This is a genomic window from Methanolobus chelungpuianus, assembly GCF_024500045.1.
GTDB lineage: Archaea > Halobacteriota > Methanosarcinia > Methanosarcinales > Methanosarcinaceae > Methanolobus > Methanolobus chelungpuianus.
In genome coordinates, this window is sequence record NZ_JTEO01000004.1 from 775,646 (window position 1) to 801,323 (window position 25,678).

Annotated in this window: 22 protein-coding genes and 2 tRNA genes; 13 read left to right on the top strand and 11 right to left on the bottom strand. The window is 48.4% G+C overall.

The features are described 5' to 3' along the window. Positions 1-28 precede the first annotated feature (28 nt). Complete coding sequence (rnz, locus tag PV02_RS08520) at positions 29-964, bottom strand: ribonuclease Z (RefSeq protein ID WP_256622948.1); 936 nt, start codon at positions 962-964, stop codon at positions 29-31. A gap of 226 nt (positions 965-1,190) precedes the next feature. Here rnz and PV02_RS08525 point away from each other — a divergent pair, with 226 nt between their 5' ends. The 4 genes from PV02_RS08525 (at position 1,191) to PV02_RS08540 (ending at position 5,918) form a co-directional block, all read left to right on the top strand. Further along, positions 1,191-1,565, top strand: a complete 375-nt coding sequence (locus PV02_RS08525) for a 30S ribosomal protein S8e (protein WP_256622949.1) — start codon at positions 1,191-1,193, stop codon at positions 1,563-1,565. Between the two features lie 67 nt (positions 1,566-1,632). Then, complete coding sequence (locus PV02_RS08530) at positions 1,633-2,124, top strand: Lrp/AsnC family transcriptional regulator (RefSeq protein WP_256622950.1); 492 nt, start codon at positions 1,633-1,635, stop codon at positions 2,122-2,124. A gap of 40 nt (positions 2,125-2,164) precedes the next feature. After that, complete coding sequence (locus tag PV02_RS08535) at positions 2,165-3,340, top strand: aminotransferase class I/II-fold pyridoxal phosphate-dependent enzyme (RefSeq protein ID WP_256622951.1); 1,176 nt, start codon at positions 2,165-2,167, stop codon at positions 3,338-3,340. A gap of 250 nt (positions 3,341-3,590) precedes the next feature. Further along, the gene (locus PV02_RS08540; protein WP_256622952.1) at positions 3,591-5,918 is read left to right on the top strand and encodes a PAS domain S-box protein; all 2,328 of its coding nucleotides are present in this window, start codon (positions 3,591-3,593) and stop codon (positions 5,916-5,918) included. Positions 5,919-5,923: 5 nt separating this feature from the next. Here PV02_RS08540 and PV02_RS08545 read toward each other — a convergent pair whose 3' ends face one another. Next, the gene (locus PV02_RS08545) at positions 5,924-6,952 is read right to left on the bottom strand and encodes an AI-2E family transporter (protein WP_256622953.1); all 1,029 of its coding nucleotides are present in this window, start codon (positions 6,950-6,952) and stop codon (positions 5,924-5,926) included. 84 nt (positions 6,953-7,036) lie between these two features. Beyond that, entirely contained in the window at positions 7,037-8,116 is a 1,080-nt protein-coding gene (locus PV02_RS08550) for an AI-2E family transporter (RefSeq protein WP_256622954.1), read from the bottom strand. 820 nt (positions 8,117-8,936) lie between these two features. Here PV02_RS08550 and PV02_RS08555 point away from each other — a divergent pair. Further along, positions 8,937-9,401, top strand: coding sequence for an RDD family protein (locus PV02_RS08555; RefSeq protein WP_256622955.1), 465 nt, complete (start codon positions 8,937-8,939; stop codon positions 9,399-9,401). 17 nt (positions 9,402-9,418) lie between these two features. Here PV02_RS08555 and PV02_RS08560 read toward each other — a convergent pair whose 3' ends face one another. Then, positions 9,419-9,793 carry a helix-turn-helix domain-containing protein gene (locus PV02_RS08560; protein WP_256622956.1) on the bottom strand — a complete coding sequence of 125 codons (375 nt, stop codon included), beginning with the start codon at positions 9,791-9,793 and terminating at the stop codon, positions 9,419-9,421. 124 nt (positions 9,794-9,917) lie between these two features. Here PV02_RS08560 and PV02_RS08565 point away from each other — a divergent pair, with 124 nt between their 5' ends. After that, a complete protein-coding gene (locus PV02_RS08565) occupies positions 9,918-10,601 on the top strand; it encodes a DUF5591 domain-containing protein (protein WP_256622957.1) in 684 nt (227 codons plus the stop codon). An 87-nt stretch (positions 10,602-10,688) separates the two neighbouring features. Here the strand turns inward: PV02_RS08565 and PV02_RS08570 are convergent, their stop codons facing one another. Continuing rightward, entirely contained in the window at positions 10,689-11,417 is a 729-nt protein-coding gene (locus PV02_RS08570) for an ATPase domain-containing protein (protein WP_256622958.1), read from the bottom strand. Between the two features lie 320 nt (positions 11,418-11,737). Here PV02_RS08570 and hmgA point away from each other — a divergent pair, with 320 nt between their 5' ends. Beyond that, positions 11,738-12,982 carry a hydroxymethylglutaryl-CoA reductase (NADPH) gene (hmgA, locus tag PV02_RS08575; protein WP_256622959.1) on the top strand — a complete coding sequence of 415 codons (1,245 nt, stop codon included), beginning with the start codon at positions 11,738-11,740 and terminating at the stop codon, positions 12,980-12,982. Between the two features lie 127 nt (positions 12,983-13,109). On the opposite strand, the gene PV02_RS08580 is transcribed toward hmgA, so the two are convergent. The 4 genes from PV02_RS08580 to PV02_RS08595 all read right to left on the bottom strand — a co-directional run bounded on the left by PV02_RS08580 (position 13,110) and on the right by PV02_RS08595 (position 15,600). Continuing rightward, entirely contained in the window at positions 13,110-13,316 is a 207-nt protein-coding gene (locus tag PV02_RS08580) for a DUF8180 domain-containing protein (protein ID WP_256622960.1), read from the bottom strand. A gap of 48 nt (positions 13,317-13,364) precedes the next feature. After that, entirely contained in the window at positions 13,365-14,597 is a 1,233-nt protein-coding gene (locus PV02_RS08585; RefSeq protein WP_256623085.1) for a 3-isopropylmalate dehydratase large subunit, read from the bottom strand. 189 nt (positions 14,598-14,786) lie between these two features. Beyond that, the gene (gene mreA / locus PV02_RS08590) at positions 14,787-15,161 is read right to left on the bottom strand and encodes an MreA family transcriptional regulator (RefSeq protein WP_256622961.1); all 375 of its coding nucleotides are present in this window, start codon (positions 15,159-15,161) and stop codon (positions 14,787-14,789) included. A 365-nt stretch (positions 15,162-15,526) separates the two neighbouring features. After that, positions 15,527-15,600 (bottom strand) — tRNA-Ile (locus PV02_RS08595). A gap of 180 nt (positions 15,601-15,780) precedes the next feature. Here PV02_RS08595 and PV02_RS08600 point away from each other — a divergent pair. The 5 genes from PV02_RS08600 to PV02_RS08620 all read left to right on the top strand — a co-directional run bounded on the left by PV02_RS08600 (position 15,781) and on the right by PV02_RS08620 (position 19,655). Beyond that, a tRNA-Ala gene (locus PV02_RS08600) sits at positions 15,781-15,852 on the top strand. 571 nt (positions 15,853-16,423) lie between these two features. Beyond that, entirely contained in the window at positions 16,424-16,945 is a 522-nt protein-coding gene (locus PV02_RS08605; protein WP_256622962.1) for an FKBP-type peptidyl-prolyl cis-trans isomerase, read from the top strand. A gap of 20 nt (positions 16,946-16,965) precedes the next feature. Continuing rightward, complete coding sequence (locus PV02_RS08610; protein ID WP_256622963.1) at positions 16,966-17,352, top strand: OB-fold nucleic acid binding domain-containing protein; 387 nt, start codon at positions 16,966-16,968, stop codon at positions 17,350-17,352. A 60-nt stretch (positions 17,353-17,412) separates the two neighbouring features. After that, positions 17,413-18,573, top strand: a complete 1,161-nt coding sequence (locus PV02_RS08615) for a nucleotidyltransferase family protein (RefSeq protein ID WP_256622964.1) — start codon at positions 17,413-17,415, stop codon at positions 18,571-18,573. A 50-nt stretch (positions 18,574-18,623) separates the two neighbouring features. Beyond that, positions 18,624-19,655 (top strand): lysylphosphatidylglycerol synthase transmembrane domain-containing protein, encoded by a 1,032-nt coding sequence (locus PV02_RS08620; RefSeq protein WP_256622965.1) that lies wholly within the window; start codon positions 18,624-18,626, stop codon positions 19,653-19,655. A 6-nt stretch (positions 19,656-19,661) separates the two neighbouring features. On the opposite strand, the gene PV02_RS08625 is transcribed toward PV02_RS08620, so the two are convergent. Then, the gene (locus PV02_RS08625; RefSeq protein ID WP_256622966.1) at positions 19,662-21,380 is read right to left on the bottom strand and encodes a radical SAM protein; all 1,719 of its coding nucleotides are present in this window, start codon (positions 21,378-21,380) and stop codon (positions 19,662-19,664) included. A gap of 483 nt (positions 21,381-21,863) precedes the next feature. Between PV02_RS08625 and ilvD the strand changes: the two genes are divergently transcribed. Continuing rightward, entirely contained in the window at positions 21,864-23,525 is a 1,662-nt protein-coding gene (gene ilvD / locus PV02_RS08630; protein ID WP_256622967.1) for a dihydroxy-acid dehydratase, read from the top strand. Positions 23,526-23,786: 261 nt separating this feature from the next. Here the strand turns inward: ilvD and PV02_RS08635 are convergent, their stop codons facing one another. After that, the gene (locus tag PV02_RS08635) at positions 23,787-25,592 is read right to left on the bottom strand and encodes a hypothetical protein (protein WP_256622968.1); all 1,806 of its coding nucleotides are present in this window, start codon (positions 25,590-25,592) and stop codon (positions 23,787-23,789) included. Positions 25,593-25,678: the final 86 nt, after the last annotated feature.

A 25,678-nucleotide genomic window follows, 5' to 3' on the forward strand; every position in this document is an offset into this window, starting at 1 on the left:
TAAGCGGGCTTTATCAGTTCCTGCCTTTTTATTTCTGTGAAGCGCCTATCTCATCCCGCAGCACCACCTCAGTTTCCAGAAGGTCCTGGGCTATTGTGACATTGCCAAATACCTTTTTTGCTTCCGTGAGCAGCGGTTCTGCATTTTCCGAATACCTGGCGCTGATGTGTGTCAGTATGAGTCTGGATACATTTGCTTCCTTTGCAAGGCGCGCAGCCTCTTCTGCAGTGGAGTGCATGGATTCCAGCGCCCATTCCTGCTGATCGTTTGCAAGGGTAGCATCATGGATGAGCAGGTCAGCATCACGGCTTGCTTCCAGTACTTCCTGGCAGGGTCTTGTGTCTCCGCTGTATACTATCTTCCTTCCGGGGCGTGGTTCGCCGACAACCTCTTCCGGCAGGATGATCCTGCCTTTGACTTCCACCTGTTCACCCCTGTGGAGCTTTGAGAAGAGAGGCCCGGGCGGGACACCAAGCTCAATGGCTCTCTCCCTGTTGAACCTCCCCACGCGCTCATCCTCTATGAGTGCATATCCGATGCTTGGCACGCTGTGGTGGGTCTTCAGGGCATGGATGGAGTATCCGTCCCTCTTGACAACGTCTCCTGGCTCAAGGTCCACTGCATCTATTTCGAAACGGAGCTTATAGTATCCCAGGGCGCTGAGTATCCTTGCGAATTCGTGCACATGATGGGGCCCGTAGATCTTAAGGGGTTCTGTCCTTCCCTGGAATGACATTGTCTGTATCAGTCCGGGTATTCCCAGGATGTGGTCTGCATGGAAATGGGTGATGAATATTGAGCTTAGCGATTTCATCCCTGTCTTTGCCCGCATCATCTGCTGCTGTGTCCCTTCCCCGCAGTCGAATAGCAGTAATTCCCCTTCACGGTTGATCATGATGGCTGCAGGATTGCGTTCAGGTGTCGGAAGGGAGCCACCTGTCCCAAGGAAGATTACGCGAAGCATGTAGCCATATTACGTGTTATGGTTATTTATGAATTGCTTCTCATAAAGGCAGCTTGTACGGGGAGTATCCTATTTTGTTCTGTGCCGGTAGTGTTATTATTTATGAACGGCTTGCTGCCCATTCGAAAAGTTCATATAGAATCTTATTATTAATGGTACGTCCATAAGTCATATTTTGATTATACTATCATAATCAATTTCTTATATACTGATCAAGAGGATTATCATGAAATGGCAAGGCAGATCCAGAAGAAGTTACACCGGTGCCAAGGTTAAGGCATTCCGCAGCAAGAGAAAGTTCGAACTGGGACGCGAGTCCGCTGACACCCGCATAGCTGAGACCAAGAGAAAGAACGTCTCAACTACCGGAGGAAACAGGAAGGTAAGGCTCCTGCAGTGTGATGTCGTAAATGTGACCGATGCACAGGGCAAGACCCAGAAGACAACCATCAGCACAGTGGTCGGGAACACCGCAAACGAGCACTACGTCAGGCGTAATATACTCACAAAGGGCTCAGTCATCAAGACCGCTCTGGGTAACGCAAAGATAACAAGCCGTCCTGGACAGGATGGAGTTGTCAATGCAGTACTCGTTGAGTAAACATATCTCTCAGATATAAAACTATCAAACCTTCATTTTTTCCTTTTGTTGCAGGAGTTTGCCAGATATGGATGAAAAAACCCGTCATATACTCGAATGCCTCGAAGAGGATGCAAGGATGACCCATGACCAGATAGCAGCCCTTACAGGTCTGCCTGTGCAGGAAGTCGACAAAAGGATAAGGGAAATGGAAGGCAATGGCATCATCCGCAAGTACAAGACAGTCATTGACTGGGACCTTGCGGGTGATGAGAACGTTTATGCTATCATTGAGCTGAAGGTGAGCCTTGAACGCAGGCTTGGCTACCAGGCACTGGTGGAACGCCTCTACAAGTTCCCTGAGGTGCGCTCAGTGAGATTGCTTTCAGGGCAATATGACCTCTCACTTACTGTGAGCGGCCAGTCCATGAAAGAAGTAGCTTTCTTTGTTGCAGAGAAGATATCCACTCTTGACCAGGTGCAGCACACAACAACCCATTTCGTGCTCAAGACCTACAAAGAGGATGGTATAATCCTGTATGAGGAAGATCGTGTTGCACGTTTGCCTGTAACACCGTAATCATTATTCATGTCGATCCAATTTGCAGGAAGTGATGTTTATGCGAAAAACATGCCGCCCCTCCAGATTTGTTGCGGATGTGACTAAGAAGGTCCCTCCATCCGGTATACGCCGCTATTTCGATCTTGCGTCGGAGATAGATGATGTCATATCCCTTGGCGTAGGTGAGCCTGATTTCGTGACTCCCTGGCATATAAGGGAAGCATGCATCCACTCCCTGGAATGTGGTGAGACATCTTATACTTCCAACTATGGCCTGCTTGAGCTTCGCGAGGAGATATCCGGGTTCTTTACTGATAAGTTCACGACCACCTACGATCCTAAATCAGAGATCCTTGTAACATCGGGTGTAAGTGAGGCATTGGATCTGGCCATACGTGCGATCACAAATCCCGGGGATGAGATAATAATTCCCCAGCCCTCTTATGTCGCATACACGCCTTCGGTAATGTTTGCCGGAGGAGTTCCTGTTCCTGCGGACACCTGCCTGGAGAACGAGTTCAAGCTGCATGCGGAGGACCTTGAGGACGTCATAACGGAAAAGACGAAGGCCCTGATCCTTAACTATCCGAACAACCCTACCGGCGCCACCATGGGCAGAAAGGATCTGGAGGCTATCGCCGATGTGGTGGCCGAGCATGACATCATGGTGATATCCGATGAGGTGTATGATTGTCTTACTTACAACGGGAAACACACCTGTTTTGCTTCACTCGACGGCATGAAGGACAGGACAATATTGCTCAACGGCTTCTCTAAAGCCTATGCAATGACCGGTTTCAGGATGGCATATGCACTGGCCCCCCGCGAGATCATAGCCTCCATGATGCTCATTCATCAATATTCCATGCTGTGCGCCCCGATCCTGGCCCAGATAGGAGCCATCGAAGCCCTCCGCAACGGCACCCGTGAAATGGAGCGCATGGTCCGTGACTACGACCGCCGCCGAAACCTTATCGTCAGCGGCCTCAACAGGATAGGCCTTGATTGCTTCGTGCCCACAGGTGCATTCTATGCCTTCCCGAGCGTCGAGAGCACAGGCCTCACTTCCGAGGAGTTCGCCGAGAGGCTGCTCTTTGAACAGAAGGTCGTCACGATTCCCGGCAACGTGTTCGGCAAGGCCGGAGACGGCTTCCTGCGCTGCTCCTATGCGACCTCAAGGGAAGAGATTGAGAAGGCGCTGGCGAGACTCGAGGAATTTGTGGAAGGGCTGTGATTTAGTCCGTCACTCGGATTCCATGCCCTAAACTTTGATTCCCGCTCTTTACAGAGCTTTTTCAGGCGGGTTGAATTATTTTATAATTGGCGTTTTTGCTTTTACTCGTATAATATAAATATTATCCCTTGCTATCTGTCTGTAGTCCAGACTGCAGTATGCCTGCTGGACCAGTTAATACCCTTCCGGTCGAAAAACAATGCTCAATATAACTGTTCTAAACTGTAGCCCGGAATATCCGGAAGAACTCATGACTATTCTGGCCGAAAGAGATTACTCTCCGTCACTCTGTTACTCCGATAACAGAATTCCGGCGGAGTATATTGCCGAGCAGAAACCTGACCTTATAATCTGCCCGTCTGTCAATACGTATTCAGAGGAGTTCTTCAGCTCCCTGGAAAGGATCATGATTAAGATCCACGTTCCTGTGCTTTTTATAATTGAGAAGCCGGATGAACGTTTTTTCCACTGGCTTGCCGGGACAGGCCATACTGCTTATATTAAAGAACCTTTCACAGAAAGTGAACTGGTGTACTCGGTCGTGTCCCTTGTCAGCTCATGCAAGATGCAACCGCAATCAGAAAGTCACAACAGGACTAACATTAATGCTGCTAATGTCCTAGGGGAAGAAACTTTCCGGGAAGGGGTTGAGGAAAAGCTCCGCATGATCATTGAAAGTATCGACGACGTTATATGGATCCTAGATAAGGAAGGCAGGTTTCTTTACCTAAGCCCTTCCGAAAGAAAAATGACAGGATATTCTCCTGAGGAAGTAATGCAGAAACCCCTGCATGAAATACTGACGCCCGCTTCCCTTGAAGTAGTCCGGGAACGCATGAGGGCCTTTTTTACAGATATGAAGCAAGGAGTTCCGCCCTATTCTACCCGTATGCTGGAGCTGGAACAATTCCGGAAAGATGGCTCCACCGTATGGGTCGATGTAACGGTATCTCCTGTTTTTGATAACTATGGGAACTTCAGGTTCTTCCTTGGTGTCTCCCGCAATATAGGTGAAAGAAAGGAACTAGAGGCTGAACTGCAGAAGCAAAAGCATTTGCTCGGGGCTATATTCGATCATGCACCTATAGCCATGGTGCTTGTCAATAGTGAAGGCAGGGTCCAGAACATAAACCATGCAGGTATTGAATCGATTGAAAGGCAAAGGGAAGATGTTCTTGGAGTGCTCGGAGGTGCAGCTCTTTGCTGCGTCAACTCTTTCAGGGAAGGAGGTTGCGGGGCGACCGAAAACTGTGTGCGATGTGACATTCGCACCATTTTCACAGAGACCTTCACCACTGGTAAGGCCTACCACAAGGTAGAAGGCACTCTCAATGTGGTGCATGGGGGAGAACTGTCCACACGCCACCTGCTCATATCAACTGCCCGCATCGGTTTGAATGGTGATTCCCATGTGATGCTCAGCCTGGACGATATCACTGAGAGCAAGAAAGCCCAAATGATCCTGCAGGAAAGCGAGGAGCGGCTGGCGACACTCTACGAGAACATGCCCGGCGGGACTCTGATAATAGGTCAGGATTATATCATTGAAGATGTAAATTCCAGAACCTGTGAGCTCACAGGCTATAAAAGGGAGGAGCTCATAGGCCAGCTTTGCGATATATTGTGTCCCAAGGGTTCCTCTTCAATGAAGTGTCCCATATGGGAGGAAGGCCTGGAATGCTTTCAGGGAATGGACACTACCATCAAATGCAAGGACGGAAGGAGGAACCCTATCCTCAAGAACGCCACAAGGATCACTATGGAAGGGAAGATCTATATCCTTGAGAACTTCCAGGATATTTCCAGGCAGAAAGAAGCTGAAGAAGCACTCACAAATGCAAAACTCAGCGCAGAGACTGCCAACAGGACTAAAAGCGAGTTCCTTGCCAGTATGAGCCATGAACTCAGGACTCCGCTCAATGCGGTCATCGGTTATTCTGACATGTTGATGGAGGGTGCTTTCGGAGAGATAAATGACCGTCAGAGGAGATCCCTGGGCCACATACTATCCAGCGGGAAGCACCTTCTGGAAGTGATCAATGATATCCTGGATCTGTCTAAAGTGGAATCAGGAAAGATGGAGCTTTATTACGAGAATTTCCATATACTTGAATTGCTCAGGAACGTAAACAATATTGTCTCCCTGCTGGCAAAAAGGAAGAATATCTCTCTTTTCATATCGGCCCGGCCGGAGTCCCTTATTGTTAGTGCTGATAAGATACGTGTAAAACAGATACTGTATAATCTTATAAGCAACGCAATAAAGTTCACTCCTGAGAACGGCTACGTACGCATAGATGCATATGAGGCGGATGGCATGCTTGAGCTCTGTGTAAGTGACAATGGCATCGGGATATCTGAAGAAGATCAGAAAAAACTGTTCATCCCCTTCTCACAGGTATATTCAGAGACATCCCGGCACTATGACGGGACCGGTCTCGGGCTTTCTCTTGTCAGGAAGTTCGTGGAGATGCATGGAGGCAGCATCACCCTTGAGAGCATTGAGAACAAGGGCACGACCTTTACTATAAGGATCCCTTTAGAGGGAATTGAAAACCGGGGCAATAAGGATATCTGACCATTTCAGGCCATGTATTCCTCACTGAACATCCTGGCCGTAAGCAGCGTGTATGACACAAGCAGCGGTCCTATTATAATGCCAAGAAGCCCGAAGAGCTTAAGGCCGATGATGACTCCTATAACGGATATCAGCGGATGGAGGCGGCCAACTTTCTGATTGATGGCAGGACGTATAAGGTTATCCACGGAACTCACGATAATGCCTCCGAAAAATACGCCTGCAGCAGCGAAATAGTCATGTTCTAGCAGCTGGAAGGCTGCCGCAGGTATCCATACAAGGGGAGGTCCCAGTGCCGGGATAAAGGACAGGATCATCGTGACAAATCCCCAGAGGAAGGCACCCTCAATCCCGAAGAGAAGGAATGTGACAGTAAGGAGCGCACCCTGTATAATGGCAATAGCACCCGTACTTATGAGGATGGTCCTGACCACTGACCTGAACTCTTCCAGAAGCTTCCGGGTATTGTCCCCATTGAAAGGAACTGAGTTCTGCAGGCTATGGGCGAACTTTGATCTGTCTCCTATAAGCAGGTAGAACAGCAGGAAGTACATAATGATGAGTTCCAGGAGTCTTTTTCCTGCAATCTGGGCAGCGCTCACAAGCATCGGACTAAGGAACCCTCCGCCGGCAGCCACAATTCCTGCTATGCTTTCCTGCAGGCTTGCTCCTGATGGCATATAATGCGGGATGAGCCTTATGATAAACATGCTGCTTGTCTCCAGCAGGTAGATGAACTGCTCCAGACTCTCGGCATTTGCTATCATCTGCTGTAGCTCGGTGGCAATTATTGCGAAGAGAACATACAATGGTAACATGACCGTAAGTATGGTAGCAGTGATCACTAGGAGTGCTGCAAGGCCGGGCCTGATGTTTGCTCTTTCTGTGAGGAACATGTACATTGGCCTGAAGGTCACATACAGGATGAGAGCCCCGAAGAACGCATTAATGTAGGGGTGCAGCAGGCGCACAAGCAGTGCTGCCAGGAGTAGAAGGAGCATTGCTGACAATATCCTGTTATAAGGGCTTTCCATTGATTTCCCTTCTCCTTTATGTTGTTTTCTCTGATCCTGCCTTGTACCTGAACCTTTCAATTTTCTGGAACACAGCTGTAGCGGTCATGCCAGACCATCTTCCACAATCTCTGTTGAAATCTCTCTGTATTGGCCGTCTTCCTGCCCGGTAAGATACTCATCATGGAACATCGCTGCTACAAGCAGCACGTATGATATCAGGAGAGGCCCGATGATTATTCCCAGCAGCCCGAAGAACTTCACTCCGGTTACAACCCCTACCAGTGTCACCAGTGGATGGACATGACCGACTCTTTTCTGGACAAAAGGCCTGAGGACTTCATCTACGAGGGTATGGATAATTCCTCCCGCAAGTACTCCCGCTGCAGTAAACATATCTCCCTGTATTATCTGGAATGCGAGAGTGGGCACCCATATGATGGGAGGCCCCACCACAGGAAGAAAAGCCAGTATCATTGTAACAAATCCCCAGAGGAAGGCACCTTTAATGTCTAGCAGAAGAAATGTGACCATGAGTATGAATCCCTGCAGGATCGCAATAATACTTGAGCTTACAAGAATGGTCTTTACAAGCCTGGGGAACTGGCCCAGCAGCTTGTTCCTGTTCTTTTCACTGAAAGGGATTGCTTTTTCAAGGCTCTGAGCAAACTCTGATCTGTCTCCCACCAGTAAATAAAAGAGTACAAAATACATTATGATGAATTCGATAATCCTTTGGCCAATAGTTGATATGGCTCCGACTGCCATAATACTGACAGAGTTGGCCACGCTCGCCGCAATATCCATCAGTCTCTCTCTCAGCGCTATCTCCATGGGCAACATATTGTTGCTCATGTGATCTATATAGTTCAATGCTGAATCAATATTGGAATATATGCCGTTGATATCTTCAAGTAAGGTCTGCACCTGAATGAAGACCACAGAAAGGAGCGCATACAGGGGGATGAGGATAATAAGTATCGACATGATAATGATTGAAAATGCAGCTATGCTAGGTTTGATCTTCAGCCTTGAAGTCATGAAGCTATAAATTGGCTTAAATACTGCATAGAGTATGAATGCTCCAAAGAAGGCACTGATATATGGGTATAATGAATATGCAAGCACGATTACCAGAAGTGCAAGCAGGACCAGTGCCTGCCACATTTTGTCAGAGCGTTCCATTATATACAAGATTCTTCCTAAGATATAATAGGTTTTACTTATGGAATCCCGATGTGTCAACCCTTGTTCGCTGCAGCCCGCAGGTTACTGCTAATGGAAGCTTTTGCTTTTAAGTGATACTTATTCTCGATATAAAGGAAGCCTTTTCTAAGTTCCTTTGTTCGCTCTGGGTATATGGGTTATATTCGAAATATGAACTGTATGAACCGTATGAATAATATGAACTGTATGCCCGTTATAGTTTTTTTATATAACGGGGGTATGAGATTACTTATACCGTACGAAAGACAAGGTGTGAAACTTAAGAATATCGTGATCTTATTGCATTGGCTTCCGGCCTCATCTAGGTCTTTCTCTTAGGCCCTGCCGATAGTTTCCATAATCATTATGATTATGATTATATTGTATGGTATAGATATATTTATATATTCGGATTGTATATTAGGGCTTGTACTCAGATAAGCCGGGTACAAGCCTGGCTGCGCAAAACAGCTGGATGATGTCGTTCGGTGGTACGATATGCCATCATCAAGAAAAACTGAAAACAGTTTACTTCCAAGGAACGTGGATTATGTACAATCCCCTCTTCATCTCGTCAAAAATGTTTCCACGTTCCCGTTCAGCTTCCATCGGAGTATGAGCAGGGCCGGGGGTTATTGTCAATGTCCTCTTTTGATCCGGCCTTTCCCATCCTTTATTTCCAATCCTTTAAATAGTACCGGTAACACAGATTAAACAGGTGAAGTGGAGGTATTGGCCGCAGTGTGAGACCTACGGTCCTGATGGTGTTACAAATTGATCGATCAATGGTGACTGTGTCATGGAAATATACTCTTATGCCGGTTTCTGGAAAAGATTAATGGCAGCTATACTGGACATCCTGTTTGTGGCAGTTGTCGGTGGCCCGGTCTCTATAGTCCTTGGCCTGCTTCTCGGAGCCGCCATAGGCACAATAGAGGGCCTGCAGGATAACAATGCCTTCCTTCCAGCGTTTATGTCTGCCATGATCTTTTTCATAGCTGGTACCTTCCTGGTGCTCAGGTTCCTGTATTTTGCCATAATGGAAAGTTCCCCGTACCAGGCGACCTTTGGCAAGAAGCTCATTGGTATAAAGGTCACGGACATGTACGGAAGAAGGATTTCCTTCCGGAGGGCTGCACTCAGGAATCTTGCCAAGGTCCTCTCCTCAATGGTCTACTATCTGGGATATCTGATGATAGGATTCACCCGGAAGAAGCAGGGCTTACATGACCTGATAGCGGGGTGCCTTGTAGTGGATAACTGATGGGGAGCCGGGATTGTTTATTCTCTCAGAAGCTCGCGATCGAAATTCTCTATGAGCTCGCTGACTTTCCTGTACCAGTCGTCTATGGTACCTCTCAGCATCTCCTTTACCTGCGCAGGTTCAATAGCGGCATATTCATAGTAGTATCCCCCTATATCTATCGATTTCGTTTCCCTGTATACAAGACCTGCAGCAGTAAGGTTTTGCAATGAGCGGTAAGCAGTGCTGCGCTCCCTGCCAAGCATCTGGCCGAGCTGTTCGGCGGTCATAGGACCACTCTCAAGCAGTTTCTTATAGGTACTGATGTCAAGTTCTTTCAGGCCCAGTACACACTTTGCCATATCTTCGCATTTACATTCCGCTCTTAACATTTCGGGGATCGAACTTGCCATGATCTGTCCTCTTAAAGAAGGTATTTTGCGTGCAAAATTGCATGGAACGTCAGTGTATATTTTGCACAAAACCGTATAGTGTTTGCGTCACTTATATATATACTTTCCTTGATATTGCTATTCCTTGACACCAATCATACCTGAGGACGAGCGCTCCGGCATACCGCTGGACACAGATGAGCTGATCTACCACCCAGACATGATACGCGCAAATGAATGGGTGCTCAGTGAATACGAGGCTCCGGTGAGGGATATTTGCATCTTCGTTCCCTGCTCCAAGAAGAAACCATACCATGAGAGCCCTTCACACAGGATTTTCGACAGTATAATCTTCAGCCTCCTCAAACCTGAAGAGGTGCATGTGGTCGTTTTCGGTACATGTGGCATCACCCCCAGGGAGGTAGACACCGAGTATCCCTTCATGGACTACCAGTTCATCATGGGCAAATGCAATGTCGCCAAGGTGAAGCGCGACTTCCTTAGGATGGAAAGCGAGCGTCTTGCAGCTTACCTTGAGAAGACCCGTGATAACTATAAGCACCGCATTGCTTATTGCATCGGGGATTTCAGGACCGCCATGCAAAAGGCCCTTGAAATGACTGATGTAAGGGTGACCATTGTCCCGAAGGAGGAGACTATTATGCAAAACCTGCAGCTTCAGCGCAAGTTCATATATGGAAGCCTCAATCAGAAAAAATACCTGCGTGACTTTTATGACGCTATAGCTTCAGCCACAGGAAAACCGCCGATGGACATGGATATTGGGGACGAGGATGGCATCGAGGATGACGACTGGTTCCAGCTCTGAGGGCAGCGTTCTATTTCTAAGAGCAAACTCCTGAAATACAAATCCCTATATGCAAAAATAGTAACGGGGTGGCATAGGTGCCACTCTTCATTCAAGGTATGGGGACTGTGCAAGCACTGACATGCCGTTGTCTGATATATTGAGCACGCGCACTTCGTTGATGGTGCCCGAACCTCTCATTTTCATAATATAGATGGACCTCTGGAGGTTGTTGCCCGCAATGATGCGTCCCAGCTTGATGACCGAGTCCGCGCCATATTCGACCATGTTGTCAAGATTGTACATAGCCCCTACGGTTATGACGGAAGTTACCTGATGCTTACGGAACACGCTGAATACATCATCTATGAGTGTCCTTAACTTGTAATTGGATTCTATTGCGAGGAAAAGTGCCTCAATGGAGTCGATGAATATGCGGGTGGGCTTGACTTCCTCTATCTTGCTTTCCACTAGTTTCTTGAAACTCTTTATAAGCTCTGATGGTGCGATCTCCACGCTTTTCTGAAGACGGAGGCTTGGATCTGTGATGTCCACAAAGGTGAGTTTTCCCTGTCGGACGTATTCTTCAAGGTCCCAGTTGAAGGAGGTCTTCATTTCCCGCACAATGGACTTTGACTCTTCTGAAGTGATAATGCACATGACATTCTCACCTTTCTTTGCTCCCTCTACAATGAACTGGGTCCCAAAGATAGTCTTACCTGTACCGGAATCACCCGAGACGACATTTGCTGTTCCCACAAAGTAACCTCCGCGGAGCATCTCATCCAATCCCGGTATTCCTGTCCCGATCCTTTCTGATAAATATGCCTCTGACACGTATACCACCTATATCTCTAAAGTAGTTCTGATCTTATTCCCAAACTGAATAAATGTACTATTTTAATAAAAGGTTACTTATACCTTCCCGAGGTTCTCGTATCCTTTGCTCTATTAATAACGAATTGAGCATAGTTTATTATGTTATCCTAATATAAAAAAGCGCGTATTTTATTTATAAGCGCTTGCAGGATGCTTCCGATTACTGAAAAGATAAGCCTGCAAAAGCGTGAAGTATTTGTATTATCGTGCTCAATCCCTTATAATTTAAGGATGATATGCTTCAGCCTCATGTGGCTGCTCGTTCCCGGGGATATTACATGACAATAAGAGATGATCTTAACGATAATGAAAAGGATATTCTGGAAAAGGTGATCAAAGGAGATATCTCTTTCCACAGGATAGATTCGCTGACGGACAAAGAGACTGCTGTAAAGATCAGAAGGTATGCGCTGGAAGAGGGCAGCGGGATTGAACTTGAGCACATCAGGACATGTTCTCTCAGTATTGAGGATGCAACAAAACGAAATATAGAGAACATGATAGGTACTGTCCAGGTGCCCCTGGGAGTTGCAGGTCCTCTCAAGGTAAAGGGCGAGTTCGCAGAAGGTTCCTATCACATCCCTCTGGCTACCACCGAAGGTGCCCTTGTTGCCAGCGTGAACAGGGGATGCTCCGTAATAACCGGATCCGATGGCGCAAATGTGCGCATCTTCCAGGATGTGATGACAAGAGCTCCCGTCTTCAGGCTCGACAACGTTGTGAAGGCGAGGGATTTCGCAGACTGGGTAAAGGACCCGGGCGTGTTTGCCAGGATGAAGGACAAGGCAGCACAGACCACCCGATTCGGGGAGCTTATCAGTGTTGAACCCTATGTCACCGGGAACACTGTCTATCTGCGCTTTTCCTATGACACCAAGGATGCCATGGGCATGAACATGGTTACGATCGCTACGGAATCCCTGATGTCTCTCATAGAGGACGAGTTTGGGGCCATCCCTGTGTCCCTTTCAGGCAATATGTGCATCGACAAGAAACCTGCTGCAATAAACACCATTCTTGGCAGGGGTAAAACTGTTGCTGCAGATGTTGTGATCCCTAAAGGGCTTGTGGAGGAACGTCTCAAGTGCACGCCTGAGAGCATGGTGGATGTCAACTACCGGAAGAACCTGCTTGGATCTGCACGTGCCGGTGCGCTTGGTTTTAATGCACATGCTGCAAACATCATAGCTGCAATGTTCATCGCCTGCGGGCAGGATGCGGCTCATGTTGTGGAGGGCAGCACTGCCATTACCACCATGGAACTGACAAAGTACGGTGATCTCTATTGTGCTGTCACTCTTCCGGCCCTTCCGGTGGGTACTGTAGGAGGTGGCACCGGCCTCGGGCCCCAGAGCGACTGTCTGAGGCTTTTAGGTGTAAAGGGATCGGGAACTCCTCCGGGCACAAATTCCAGGAAACTGGCAGAGATCGTGGCTTCAGCTGTGCTCGCAGGAGAGATATCCCTGATAGGAGCCCAGGCTGCGGGACACCTCGCCAGGGCTCACGCAGAGCTAGGGCGTTGAGAGGGAATAAAATACACTTGTGGCTTGAAGACGGAATTTCCACCTCCAAAGCCACCTCATTTTACTAAAAAGGGAAGCGTAATAAAATAATTAACAGTTAAGCTGAAACAAAGGTGTTTAATAATTGTCAGCACTTGTCCCTGGCTTTTCTCAGCAGGTCCGAGCATTCACTCATTTTCTTTTCTGCCTGCAGGATGTCATCGGCCAGTTCTGTGTAGCCTGCATCCCGTACCTTTTCGGCCCATTCCTTGAAGCTCTTGCTGTGGTTCTCATTGTGCTCGACCCAGTGCTCAAGAAGGTGGGCCAGCTTTGATCTGTTGATTTCCTTTGTCATTTATTCACCTGCTATTTCATTATTTTCTTTGTTTGAAGGTTAGGTACTTCAGATATCTGCCGGGCTGGTGATCTCTCCCGTGATCGCCGATGCAGCAGCTGTAGCCGGGGATGCGAGATATATGAAGCCTCCTGTGCCCATGCGGCCTTTGAAATTCCTGTTAGCAGTTGATATGCATACCTCGTCCTTGGCGATCACACCCATATGGCCTCCGAGACAAGGTCCGCAGCCTGGTGTGCCTATGGTCGCACCTGCCTCAAGAAGCGTTTCGATAACGCCCTTGCGGGCAGCTTCAAGGAACACCTCTCTGGAAGCAGGAATAACAAGTGTCCTTACAGCGACCTTTTCCCCTTTGAGGATACTGGCGGCCACCTCAAGGTCTTCGAGCCTGCCATTGGTGCAGGTCCCTATGAAGGCCTGGTCTATCTTCGTAGGCGACAGTTCTGAGATCCCGCGTACGTTATCCACATTATGGGGGCATGCAACCTGCGGTTCCAGTTCACTTGCAGCAAAATGGTATTCCTGTGCGTAGTGAGCATCCTCGTCAGCGTATACGGGCTCATATGTCTCCTCAGTGCGCCCCTTTAGGTAATCAAAGGTCTTTTTGTCCGGGGGCACTATGCCTGCCTTTGCGCCCATCTCTATTGCCATGTTGCACAGGGTCATGCGACCGGAGACCGAAAGGCTTTCGATTGTGCTGCCATAGAACTCAGCAGCTTTATACGTGGCTCCTGCAACACCAAGGGTACCTATTATCCTGAGCGTGAGGTCCTTTGCGTAGACATGCTTACCCAGTTTTCCTTCTGCTGTTATGCTGATGCTTTCCGGGACCTTGAACCAGAGCTTTCCAGTTGAGAATATCTCTGCCATGTCCGTGGCTCCCACGCCGGTGCCGAAAGCCCCGAAGGCCCCATAGGTGCAGGAGTGGGAATCAGCACCCACGATAAGCTTGCCTGGCAGTGCAAACCCTTTCTCAGGAAGCAGCTGGTGGCATATGCCTTCCCCTACATCATAGAAGTTCTTTATTCCCTGCGCATGCAGCCACTCCCTGATGTCCTTCTGCAGGGCTGCGGTTGTATCTGTGTTTGCAGGTGTGAGGTGATCGAAAGGAACAACAATCCTGTCAGGGTTCCATACCTTTTCGGTCCCCATTTCCCTGAATGATCTTACCGCAAGGATGCTTGTCCCGTCATGTGCCATGGCATAGTCTACATCCGCTATGACAAAATCGTTTGCTTTGGCCCTGGTCCCTGATGCGCGGCTGAATATTTTTTCACTAATGGTGCTCAAAAGAATAACTCCCTTTATTGCAATTCATCTGTTGCAGTGTATGGGTATGAGAACGGATATCCTGATATAATACCTGCGCTTGAAGAAACTGTCGGTTAGCACATTAATAACTCTGGATAAAGAAAAAGGTGTTTGCTTTCCTGTGAGACTGGCCGCAGGCAAGCTTGGATATGTTTGCTCTCAGGTGAGGCTTTTGAGTTTCTCTATATTCTCAAGTACTGATCTGCTCTCATAGAGCACTTTTTCTTCGATCGAGCTGACGATCTCTTCCAGGGGAATGACCAGCCTGTACAGTTTAACCGGCCTGCCTTTACCTTCGTTCTTCTTTTCTTCCCTTATCTCTACCCAGTTATTATCCTTAAGGTACTTCATGGCAATACTTACTTCAGGCTGGCGCAGGTCTGAAGTTGCTTCGATCTCGCGGGAAGTTATTTCATCCCCACTTGCTAGGGTTGCAATCGTCAGTGCGACAGGCCTGTTTATATCCAGTTTCCTGAGCAACTCAACCATCTCATAATCCTTTTCATTCATATTGTGGGGTTTCTTTTCTCTCATGGATTATCACCGAATGATGTTATCTCGTTTTGTCTGAAGGCTTGGGTATCTAAGACACTTTTCCTCGTTGTCCGAAAGGACATTTGTCTGTTAAACAGGTAGCTCCTCAACAGTTCTCTTATTACCTTATACGTGATTTTGATGCGGTGTGAGCGCACTACTATTATAAGTATTTATTATATATTAATCCATATTACACCAAAATAGTGAGTCCGCAACGTATATTTCATAGAATAGATTATGTGCTGTAATATAGCCTATATAATCTATCAGCGGGATAAGAGCATAAAGTGCAATCACTGCTCTTATATCGGGATAATTGCAGAAACTAATTCGGTCAAATATCTACTAAAAGAGTAATAATATGGGCCCGCTGAGATTCGAACTCAGGACCTCACGGTTATCAGCCGTGCGCTCCACCGAGCTAAGCTACGGGCCCATCTGGGTCTGTCTCTTGAATCTTGTGTTATTCAAGCGACACTCCAAATACGCACACAGGTACTTTAATATTTCGCTCCGATCCTCATTAACTCGCATATTTTATTTGTGCTGTTTGTTTTTCAGGCTGATTTCTAGCGATAACTTTATTTGACATAATGTCTGTATGTGGTCAATTACTGGGCTGGTAGATCAGGGGAAGATCGCTACCTTGGCATGGTAGAGGCCTCGGGTTCAATTCCCGACCAGTCCACTTCCAATTTTTAAAAATCCCGTGCACCAAAAAAACATCGATCTGCGATATACTAACAAACCATCTTTTGCATGCTGAGCATTAGATTTCCTGAAAACAGTCTTGCGGAGGTATAAGGCACCCTTTGCCACCATGCTTCAGGGTGCCTTGTCTTTCTTTTCTACGATGTTCCCCAACATCTAAGGGTGATTTCTGTTGATTGCCCGGCGCGTACTCCCAACGCCCACAATTAATTGTTAGTCTTTTTCTTACTTAACTTAAACCCGAATTAATTTAATAAACGGCGTTAACTTCAAACGGTATTATAATATCTATGTTAAGACAGGCAGATCTGATTGAACTTTGTTCCTATACTAGTGATGCTATCCTGCTAGAAAAGAACACATGTTGGAACTCCTATATGAGCGCCTCTTTTCTCATGTCTCTCTATAAATAGTTTGGAAATTAATATTGTAATCCTCAAATTGAATTAATTTATATTCATTTGTGATTTTTAAAGATGTATGGATAAGCTTCATATTTTAGCATGCAGATGTGCCATACAGCTAGTTATGTTATCTTGGGTGATTGAATGAAGATGATAGTATTCTTATTTCTGATTTCTCTGGTAGTAGTAAGCGGATGTGTGTCTCAGGACACTGTCGAATCAGGAGATTATGTGACCGTCGATTATACCGGCAGGTATGAGAATGGCAGCGTGTTCGATACTTCCATAGAGCAGGTGGCAGTAGACTCAGGACTGTATAATCCTGCAAGGAACTATGAGCCAATGTCTATTGTTGTGGGTGATGGCAAGCGGATAGAAGGTTTTGATGAGGCTATCATAGGTATGGCTGTGGGCGAGGAAAAGTCAGTCACCATTCCACCGGAAAAGGCCTACGGAAACTACTCTCCCGATAGAGTGTTTTCGATCCCTTCCGAAGAGTTCATTAATGCCAATATCACTCCGGAGGTTGGGTTAAAGGTTCCCACGATGCTAGGTACATGTACCGTGACAACCGTCACCGAAGGCAACGTCACCCTTGACTGCAATCACCAGCTTGCCGGCGAGACTCTGGTCTTTACGATACAGGTGATTTCCATCGGTGAGTGATTCCCGGGCAGGAGCTAAAAATGGAAAAAGAAGAGAAGATCGTAGTCATCCTGCTTGCAATGGTGTTTCTCTCACTTTCAATAGCTTACGTAAGTTTCTTCAATGACGGAAGCTCTGATGCAGCCGAGTTCTCAGCCTTCTCAGAAACAGGTGAGAGGGTATATGTGCAGGGAGACATAGTATCCAAGCGCTTTACCAATACGGGTAATCATCTGCTCATGACCGTGAACTCCGGCTCAGGGCCTGTCAAGGTATTCGTTCCATCGGCAAACGGCGCAAAGGATATTGGTGTAATGGTGAATGAGGACGACGTGGTCAGAGTCACCGGGAATCTGGAAGAGTACCAGGGAGAGCCGGAGATCGTAGTTCAGCACAAGAATGATGTTGTTCTCGTCAGAGCTGCATGATTATCAAACAAGGGCAATTAATCGCTAAAGATTTAAACGAACACGGCGTCATAATCAAGCATGAAGGCCTGTATAATGTGCGGAGGGGAGGGGACCAGGCTACGTCCATTGACATTTGAGAGACCAAAGCCGAGTATACCGATACTTAACAAACCCTCCGTTGTGCATCTGATCGAACACCTGTGCAAAGAAGGTTTTAACTCCATAGTCATTACCCTGGGATACATGGCGGAGAACATCGAGGAACAGCTCGGAGACGGCCGTATCTTCGGAGTCCATATCGATTACGTTTATGAGAAAGAGAAACTCGGCACTGCCGGGGGAGTGAAGAACGCAGAGAAGTATCTTAAGGGCGAACCGTTCATTGTACTTGGCGGGGACCACGTACTGAATCTCAATCTGAGGGAAATGTACCGTTTCTATGAAATGAACGATGCGCTGGTAACCATAGGGCTCCTTTCCATAGACGATCCGCGGGAGTTCGGTATCGCTGATATGGATGTTAATAACAGGATAAGGCGCTTCCTGGAAAAACCCGGGCCCGGAGAAATATTCAGCAACCTGGCAAGTACTGGCATATACATGTGCGATCCGCATATCTTCGACTGGATACCTGCAAACACAAAATATGATTTCGCCAAGGACCTTTTCCCTGCAATGCTTGAGAAGAATTACAAGATAAACGGCATGCTGGCACGCGGCAAATGGACAGATGTCGGGAATGCTGCAGCTTACAGGCAGGCCCAGAGATGGATGCTGGAGGCCTTGCCCGGTACAAGCATAGTCGGACAGTTCACCACCAAGGATGCCCGCCTGACAGGGCCACTGCAGTTTGGTCATAATGTCTCGGTGGGCTCCAACTCAGCCATCGTGGGCCCCGTGGTCATAGGGGAGAACACAAGGATCGGCGATAATGTGCTTATAGGGCCATATACGACCATCGGGTCCAACTGTGTCATAAACGATGAGTCCCGTATCCTTTCCTCTTACATATTCAACAATATCACCATTGGGAGCAACTGCAATGTATCCGGCTCCATCATTGACAACGGAGCAAAGGTATCTGATAATTCCTGTCTTGAGAATGGCACCGTGATAGGGCCCAATGTAGTCATAGGGAACAACACCACCGTGCACTCCAATACCAAGATATGGCCTGACATTGTGGTGCCTGAGAACACCAATGTAAAAAAGGATATGATCAATGAATCTTACATGTAGGTTCAGGCATCTGGGTTTGCGCTGATCTTTTTAGTTGTAGGTTGGTCTGCATGAACAAGTTAAAGAAATGGCTTATGATATCCTTGCTCATAAGCCTTGTATCAGGTCTTGTTGTTGTAGTCCTTACCTTTGATACCGGTACGATCCATGGCCTGCTCAGCATAAGGATTGAATATATACTTGCAGCAGCCGGTATCCATGCCCTGTCATATGTGGTGTGGGGCATCCGCATGCGTGGCCTGTGCAGGACCCTTGGTTACAAGGTCAGCGTCCCAAGATCTGTCGAAATAGTCACCTCCAGCACTCTTGCAGCGGCTGTCACCCCTTCCTCTATGGGGGGGGAACCTATCAGGATACATCTCCTGCATGTGGACCGGATACCTCTCGGAAAAGCATCTGCTGTAGTGCTTGGCGAAAGGCTGCTGGATGGCATTATCATACTGTCCCTTGCTCCTGTTTCGCTCTATATTCTCAGGGGCTTCATGGAAGACCCGTCCATGGATGCTATGCTCATAGCAGCAGCGTTCTTCCTCCTGGGGATTTTGCTGCTGGTACTGTACGCGGTATGGAAGCCGGAGGCTACAAGGAAGCTGACGATGTTCTTTGTAAAAAGAATAGCACCGTTCTTTGGTGCCAGGACTGATGCCCGGCTTGAGCATATAGTGGCAAAGGTGGATTCCGAACTTGAGAATTTTCATGACAGCATTTTCCTCTTCCTGAAAAAAGAACAGAGGCCAGGTCTTTTGCGGGGAGTGTTCAACACTTTCCTTTTCTGGGCCGTGGAGTTCTCAATGCTCTATGTGATACTCATAGGCCTGAATCAGTATCCTGATCCTCTTGTGGTCATTGCTTCCCAGATACTTGTACTGATCCTGATGGCAATACCGGCAACACCTGGAGCCAGCGGAGTTGCAGAGTTCGGCGCAACGACCATATTCTCGGTATTTGTGAGCTCTTCGCTGCTGGGTATAACTGTGGTGGTGTGGAGGGCCCTAACATTCTACATGAATCTGTTAGTTGGCGGTTTTGTGAGCTTCAGGATACTCAAGGACACTGAAATAATAAAGAAGTTCCTGCGCTGAGTTCTCCTATTTCCCGGAGAAAGCAAGGTAATCCTTCAATGTTCCTGCAATATCCAGCTTCATACTATCCGTCCTTTTCAGGAACTCCTCCATATCTGAGAATGGTGCAAGATTTTTGATGGCCGCTGCCTGGTTCTTTCCAATCCCCGGTAATTCCCTGATGAGCGATACAGATGCTCTGTTGATATCGAGCGGGAAGGGTATTCCTGTGACAGACCTGTGTCCATGTCCTGTCACAAGTATGTCGATGAAGTTGCCCAGGGGCATATTGTCAGGAATGCCCACCAGCAGAGGATACGATCCCAGCTGCCGTGCAAAGCATATATTCCCGTCATTCACCTCGCACAGTACATCCTTCAGGATCGTGCCTGCAGGTACGAGCTTCCTTAGCATGGGCAGGTCGATATCCTTGCGCACGTTTTCCTTATAGTTCAGGAAGAGCCTCTTGTTCTTTGCAACCAGTTCGTCATTACCATACATCCTGGTCCCGGGGAATGCCATGACCTGCCGGATGTTAATCCTTCTGACGAGCAGGTCCGCATCAATCACCTTTTTCAGGAAATCATAGTTCAGTTGAAATGTCCTTTTAGTCTCACCTTTGATACCGTGCACGAAATTGAGCCCCGGCAGCAGTTCGGGCATTCCATTAACTCCTCTTTTCTTCCCTACCTCATTGATAAGTCTGATGGCCTCGAAAACCTCTTCCGGCATGGCCTTCAGGTCGTTGGCACGGATGACTGCAGGATCGGCGCTTTCCATGCCAAGGGCGGCAACGTCCCCGGGTGTATGGTACTGCACAATGGTCCTGAATATCTCCCTGCACTGGTCAGGATATGCAGCTATCGTGCCGGGGTTTGCATTGTCCATATGCAGAAGCTTAAGTTCGGGGGCCACCCTGCGGATACCCTGATAGAGTGACAGCAGCACATCTGGATCCGGTTCAGGAATATCGCTACCAGTATCCTTTGCATGATAACTGAGGATATCCGGCTGGCGCCCGATCCTGAAAAAGCGGGCACCCTGGCCGTACAGGCTCGCAACCTCCCCGATGACCTCCTCAACAGGCCTGTAGTCCGAGGGGCCGTAGAAAGGCTCCGTGCAGAAAGAACAGTGCACCTTGCGCCCGCACCCCCTGTATGTTTCAAGCTCACAGACCACCCTGGGATAATCAGGATGTTCTTTGATCACGAATGCCCCTCTTGTTCCCCACCTGCCAATTTCCTCCACGGTCCTGAAGCGATGGATGCAGTTCTCAGCATTTCTGATTGTGCTGCTGTCTTCAAGAAGATCAAAGACAAAAGCCTCAATATCCGCTTCCGAAATGTGTACATTCTCTGCCCGTATGCCCAGTGACCGGGCTGTTTTGCCACCCTCGTAACTGAACCCTAATCTGATGGGCCCCCCCAGGATCTTCAGTCCCGGAGCTGCGCTGAATATGCTCTCGATCTCTCCCGGGCTGATGGGTGTTGACCTGAGGTATTTTCCGGGAACTGTCATCCCGGCTATGATGATCACGATGTCTGCTCTTCTGATCAGTTCTGCGGCGCTGCGGGGATCTGCCCTGACGGAGTCGATTGTGAAGTACCTGATCCCCCTCTCTTCAAGTCTCCGTTCCCGGAGAGCTCCTGCTATATATCTGATATACGGGGAAATGTAGGGAGGAACCCCGAAGCATGCAGGCTCGTCCACATACCCGTCAATGATCACTGCGTTGGTTATTGTCATGTTTTCCCTGATGGCCGGATAGTTAAAAATATAGGCGATTATCTATATTTCTATGTATATCTTCTATAGGTTCTGCAATATCATTCTGCAGTATTATCCTGTCAAGACTTTATGCCGATTGTCCTTTGCTTTGATCATATTTAGATTATTAAGCCTTGCCCCGGCTTCTGTAGATCCTGATAGTTAATTGGCCTTATCTATTGTTCACAGCCGGATAATGATGCATGTTGTCTTACTTTTCATGCTGTTGTGTGCATATGATATCATGTATGAATGTTTCTTACTCAGCAGTTCATGCATAACTGTATGAGTTCTTCATATTCCTCTGCTTGCAAAGGGATTTTATGATATGTATGTTCCCTGCATCAACAGCCCATATGTATCCTATGTGACACGGCAGGATGCGGGTGTGCACATACTTGTTATATATTCCCTTTCCTATTACTATAATATTTCAGATACCATGCAAAAAGAGGTTTTCCAATGAGAAGTGACAAGACTAAGAAAGGATTCGAGCGTGCGCCAAACCGCTCACTTTTGAAAGCCACCGGACTGACCGATTCTGAAATGGAGAAACCGTTCATAGCAGTGGTCAACTCCTGGAATGAGCTGATCCCGGGGCACATCCACCTTGATAAGGTTGCAGAAGCTGTGAAGGCAGGTATAAGAACTGCCGGAGGCGTTCCTTTCGAGTTCCACACCATTGGCATATGCGATGGGATAGCAATGGGCCATGAGGGGATGAAATACTCCCTGCCAAGCCGTGAGGCCATTGAGGATTCCATAGAGCTTGTCCTTCAGGGGCACCAGCTTGACGGCATGGTAATGATAACTGCGTGTGACAAGATAACTCCTGGTCACCTCATGGCGGCAGGCAATCTCAACATCCCTGCCATAGTGGTGACCGGCGGGCCCATGGCCCCCGGCTATGTTGATGACGGGTACAGGGACCTTATCTCGGTTTTCGAAGGCGTGGGCGAGTGCCAGGCATCCAAGCTTTCCGAGGAAAAGCTGAAACTGCTGGAGGACTGCTCATGCTCAGGCGCAGGTTCCTGCGCTGGCATGTACACTGCCAATACCATGGCCTGCATGACGGAGGCCCTGGGCCTGAGCCTGCCCGGATGTGCCACCGCCCATGCTGTCGATGCGAAGAAGATCCGTATTGCAAAAGAATCCGGTGAGCGCATTGTCTCAATGGTGCATGAGAACCTCACTCCGAGGAAGCTGGTCACTCCTGAGTCCTTCGAGAATGCCATCATGGTCGACCTGGCAATAGGCGGCAGTACGAACACAACCCTTCACCTGCCCGCAGTTGCACATGCCTTCGGTCTTCAACTAACCCTGGATACTTTCGACAGACTGAGCAGGACTACGCCACATATAATCTCCCTCAAGCCCGGGGGCGTGCACTACATGCTTGACTTTGAGCGTGCAGGTGGCATACAGGCTATCATGCAGCGCCTGAGGTCAAAGCTGCACCTTGACCAGATGACAGTCAATGGCAAGACCGTTGGTGAGAACATCGATGAGCTCTGTATCGTGAACCCTAAGCTCCATGCGGAGGTCATAAGCACACTTGAAGCACCTATCCATAAGGAGGGTGGTATTGCGGTACTGAAAGGCAGCCTTGCTCCTGATGGCGCGGTTGTCAAGCAGGCAGCTGTGAGTCCCAAGATGCTAAAACACAGGGGTCCGGCCCGGGTGTTCAACAGTGAAGAGGACGCGATGCAGGCTATCCTTAAAGGTAATATCGTCTCAGGTGATGTTGTTGTCATAAGGTACGAGGGTCCCAAGGGTGGTCCGGGAATGCGCGAGATGCTGTCCCCGACATCAGCCATAGCTGGCATGGGGCTTATCGAGTCTGTTGCGCTGGTGACCGACGGCAGGTTCTCCGGAGGCACGAGAGGGCCATGTATAGGACATGTTTCCCCTGAGGCACAGGAAGGTGGCCCAATAGGCCTTGTACATGAAGGTGACATCATAGAGATAGACATCCCGGAAAGAAAGCTTGACCTGAAAGTATCTCCTGAAGAGCTTGCCAGGAGAAAGGCAACATTCGTACCACTGGAAAAACCCGTTACCGGCTATCTCGCAAGGTACAGAAGGTTTGTAAGTTCCGCAAGCAAGGGTGCCATAATCGAATAAGCCGAAAGGACTGATGTCCTTTCACTTTCCAGCACATATGCTGTCTGGAATAATTATTTTTAATTTGACCGGCTAAATTACTCTTATGGAAAGAACAGGCTTATGCTCTATATGCGGCAGGCCGGCGCAGATGCATACCTGCATGCTGTGCGGACGGTTGGTCTGTGCCCGATGTTATGACCACTCGCGCAATGAGTGCATCAGATGTATGACGGTGCCGGTGTCCTCCAGGGAATTCATGGAACGAACCTGCCTTTGAGCTCACGGACGTACGAGATATTGCTCTCCGCTATCCGCATTTACCACAAGTACTCCTGCTGACACAAGTTCACTTATCTTCGCCTCTATCTCATTGTCAGAGAACTGTTTTGATACGAGGCTCTTGATTATGCTTCTCTTGACCTTCGCACCGCGCGGCATATACATGAGTATATTGCCCTCGAGCTTTCCGGGTTTTGCGTTCTTCCCGGAGGGCTGGTTAATGGGGCTGTCCACCACAGGCTGCCTTTGCTGCTGCTGGAAAGGTGGCACTGCAGCAGGCTGGATCTGCTTAAAGGGAGGGACCTGTGCATTTGTCACTGTTTCAGGTATCGGAGGTGCAATGAAAGGCGGCATCTTCTCTGTTTTTGCCGGCCCGGGCATATCGTGCAGTCTGAATAAGGGCTGGCCTGCTCCAGTGGGATCAGCTGCCTGTCCTGGAATATTGAACGCAGGCATTGCCAGCATCATCTCTTCGGCGTCTTCTGGAAGCCCCGGTCGGCTTCCGGGTTTTTCCGTGATTAACTCCCTTCGTTCATTCGTGAAATTATCGCCAGGAGCTTCGAACTCCGGCATCACGAATCCTGTTTCAGGGCCCGGCATTGGCTGTGGATTGATTTCCGGGATGATGAAGCCTGTTACGCTTTCAGGGCTTGCATGTTGCTTGAACTGCGGCATTACCAGCTCTTGCTCCTTTGTCGGGTGCTGTCCGAACGCAGGCATCACCAAGGCATGTTCAGCCATCTTTTTCTCCTGCCGGTCAAATAAGGGCATTTGTGGAACCTGTTCGTCTATCCCGTTAATATCATTGTTGAAGGAGGGAGTCGCCTGGCTATGTTCGCTGACAGGAACTACATGCTGGTTGGGATCACGCATTACCAGATCATGATTATTTGCAGCCATGGGCTGTTGCCCGAAAGCTGGCGGTGCGGATGCACTTTTACCCAGGGGGATCACATGCAGATTAGAATCCGGTATGAATGGCACTGCCTCACTATCATGGGCCTTATGCAGCTCGGGATCCTGCACAATTGAACTTGGTCCGCTTTGCGGGGTCCCATGCCTGTCGGGCTGCGGTCTTGCCTGGGCCGGCTCACTAAGATCAGCGGGCTGCCGGTCTGGTTCAGGTGTCATGGCCGGCTGGCTTTGGGGCATGTTCTGTTCTTTCATATCATTTGCCGGTGTATGTGATCCGGTTGAGTGATCGGCCTGCAGGTCGCATTCAAAGGCCTCCCGGACGATATAGCCAGCCGGAGTTTCGTGGGCCATATAGTCGGGAATTATGATGTTCTCACAGACAGAAGGCATTGGCTCCTGCCGGAGTTCCGGTGTTTCCACGGGCAAGTTTGTCGGTACCTGCACAGAAGAGTGCAAAGACGACCGTGTGTCCATTTCCACATGCAGGAGCTCAGGTGCAGTTACACGGGTGATCTCCGTTGTGCATTTTTCCGCATCCAGGGGAATTATTATGGGGCATGCGGCTTCGTTTGCAACCTGTGCGAGGGGCCTGTCCTTATAGGAGATCAGTGAACCCGATGCAAGGAGCTCTGCTGTTGATTCAGGGCCGGAGCACGCAACTACTTTTCCATTTAGATGCTTCTCTATCTCGCCTAGTTTTAAGAATAGCTCGTCCACGCTTCCTTTAAGTACATTGATGTCCGGTACCCATGGTCCGGTTGTGGCATTCGGTGCATCTTCAAGCATCTCCAATTCTCTTTCCAGCAATTTTCTGATGAACAGGCTCTTATTGTCTATCCTGTCCAGTTTCTCGAAAAGCTCATCAGACATGCTAATGGTCAGGCGTTTCATTGCAATCTCCCGGTGTGTTACGTATATGTGGAATCATATCTTTGTATGCAAACATCATACATATATAGGTAACGAAAATATATTTT

Excerpts from the sequence above, each read along its gene's own strand:
- rnz (WP_256622948.1), bottom strand. The coding sequence starts at position 964 with ATGCTTCGCGTAATCTTCCTTGGGACAGGTGGCTCCCTTCCGACACCT.
- PV02_RS08525 (WP_256622949.1), top strand. The coding sequence starts at position 1,191 with ATGAAATGGCAAGGCAGATCCAGAAGAAGTTACACCGGTGCCAAGGTT.
- PV02_RS08530 (WP_256622950.1), top strand. The coding sequence starts at position 1,633 with ATGGATGAAAAAACCCGTCATATACTCGAATGCCTCGAAGAGGATGCA.
- PV02_RS08535 (WP_256622951.1), top strand. The coding sequence starts at position 2,165 with ATGCGAAAAACATGCCGCCCCTCCAGATTTGTTGCGGATGTGACTAAG.
- PV02_RS08540 (WP_256622952.1), top strand. The coding sequence starts at position 3,591 with ATGACTATTCTGGCCGAAAGAGATTACTCTCCGTCACTCTGTTACTCC.
- PV02_RS08545 (WP_256622953.1), bottom strand. The coding sequence starts at position 6,952 with ATGGAAAGCCCTTATAACAGGATATTGTCAGCAATGCTCCTTCTACTC.
- PV02_RS08550 (WP_256622954.1), bottom strand. The coding sequence starts at position 8,116 with ATGGAACGCTCTGACAAAATGTGGCAGGCACTGGTCCTGCTTGCACTT.
- PV02_RS08555 (WP_256622955.1), top strand. The coding sequence starts at position 8,937 with ATGGAAATATACTCTTATGCCGGTTTCTGGAAAAGATTAATGGCAGCT.
- PV02_RS08560 (WP_256622956.1), bottom strand. The coding sequence starts at position 9,793 with ATGGCAAGTTCGATCCCCGAAATGTTAAGAGCGGAATGTAAATGCGAA.
- hmgA (WP_256622959.1), top strand. The coding sequence starts at position 11,738 with ATGACAATAAGAGATGATCTTAACGATAATGAAAAGGATATTCTGGAA.
- PV02_RS08580 (WP_256622960.1), bottom strand. The coding sequence starts at position 13,316 with ATGACAAAGGAAATCAACAGATCAAAGCTGGCCCACCTTCTTGAGCAC.
- mreA (WP_256622961.1), bottom strand. The coding sequence starts at position 15,161 with ATGAGAGAAAAGAAACCCCACAATATGAATGAAAAGGATTATGAGATG.
- PV02_RS08605 (WP_256622962.1), top strand. The coding sequence starts at position 16,424 with ATGAAGATGATAGTATTCTTATTTCTGATTTCTCTGGTAGTAGTAAGC.
- PV02_RS08610 (WP_256622963.1), top strand. The coding sequence starts at position 16,966 with ATGGAAAAAGAAGAGAAGATCGTAGTCATCCTGCTTGCAATGGTGTTT.
- PV02_RS08615 (WP_256622964.1), top strand. The coding sequence starts at position 17,413 with ATGAAGGCCTGTATAATGTGCGGAGGGGAGGGGACCAGGCTACGTCCA.
- PV02_RS08620 (WP_256622965.1), top strand. The coding sequence starts at position 18,624 with ATGAACAAGTTAAAGAAATGGCTTATGATATCCTTGCTCATAAGCCTT.
- PV02_RS08625 (WP_256622966.1), bottom strand. The coding sequence starts at position 21,380 with ATGACAATAACCAACGCAGTGATCATTGACGGGTATGTGGACGAGCCT.
- ilvD (WP_256622967.1), top strand. The coding sequence starts at position 21,864 with ATGAGAAGTGACAAGACTAAGAAAGGATTCGAGCGTGCGCCAAACCGC.
- PV02_RS08635 (WP_256622968.1), bottom strand. The coding sequence starts at position 25,592 with ATGAAACGCCTGACCATTAGCATGTCTGATGAGCTTTTCGAGAAACTG.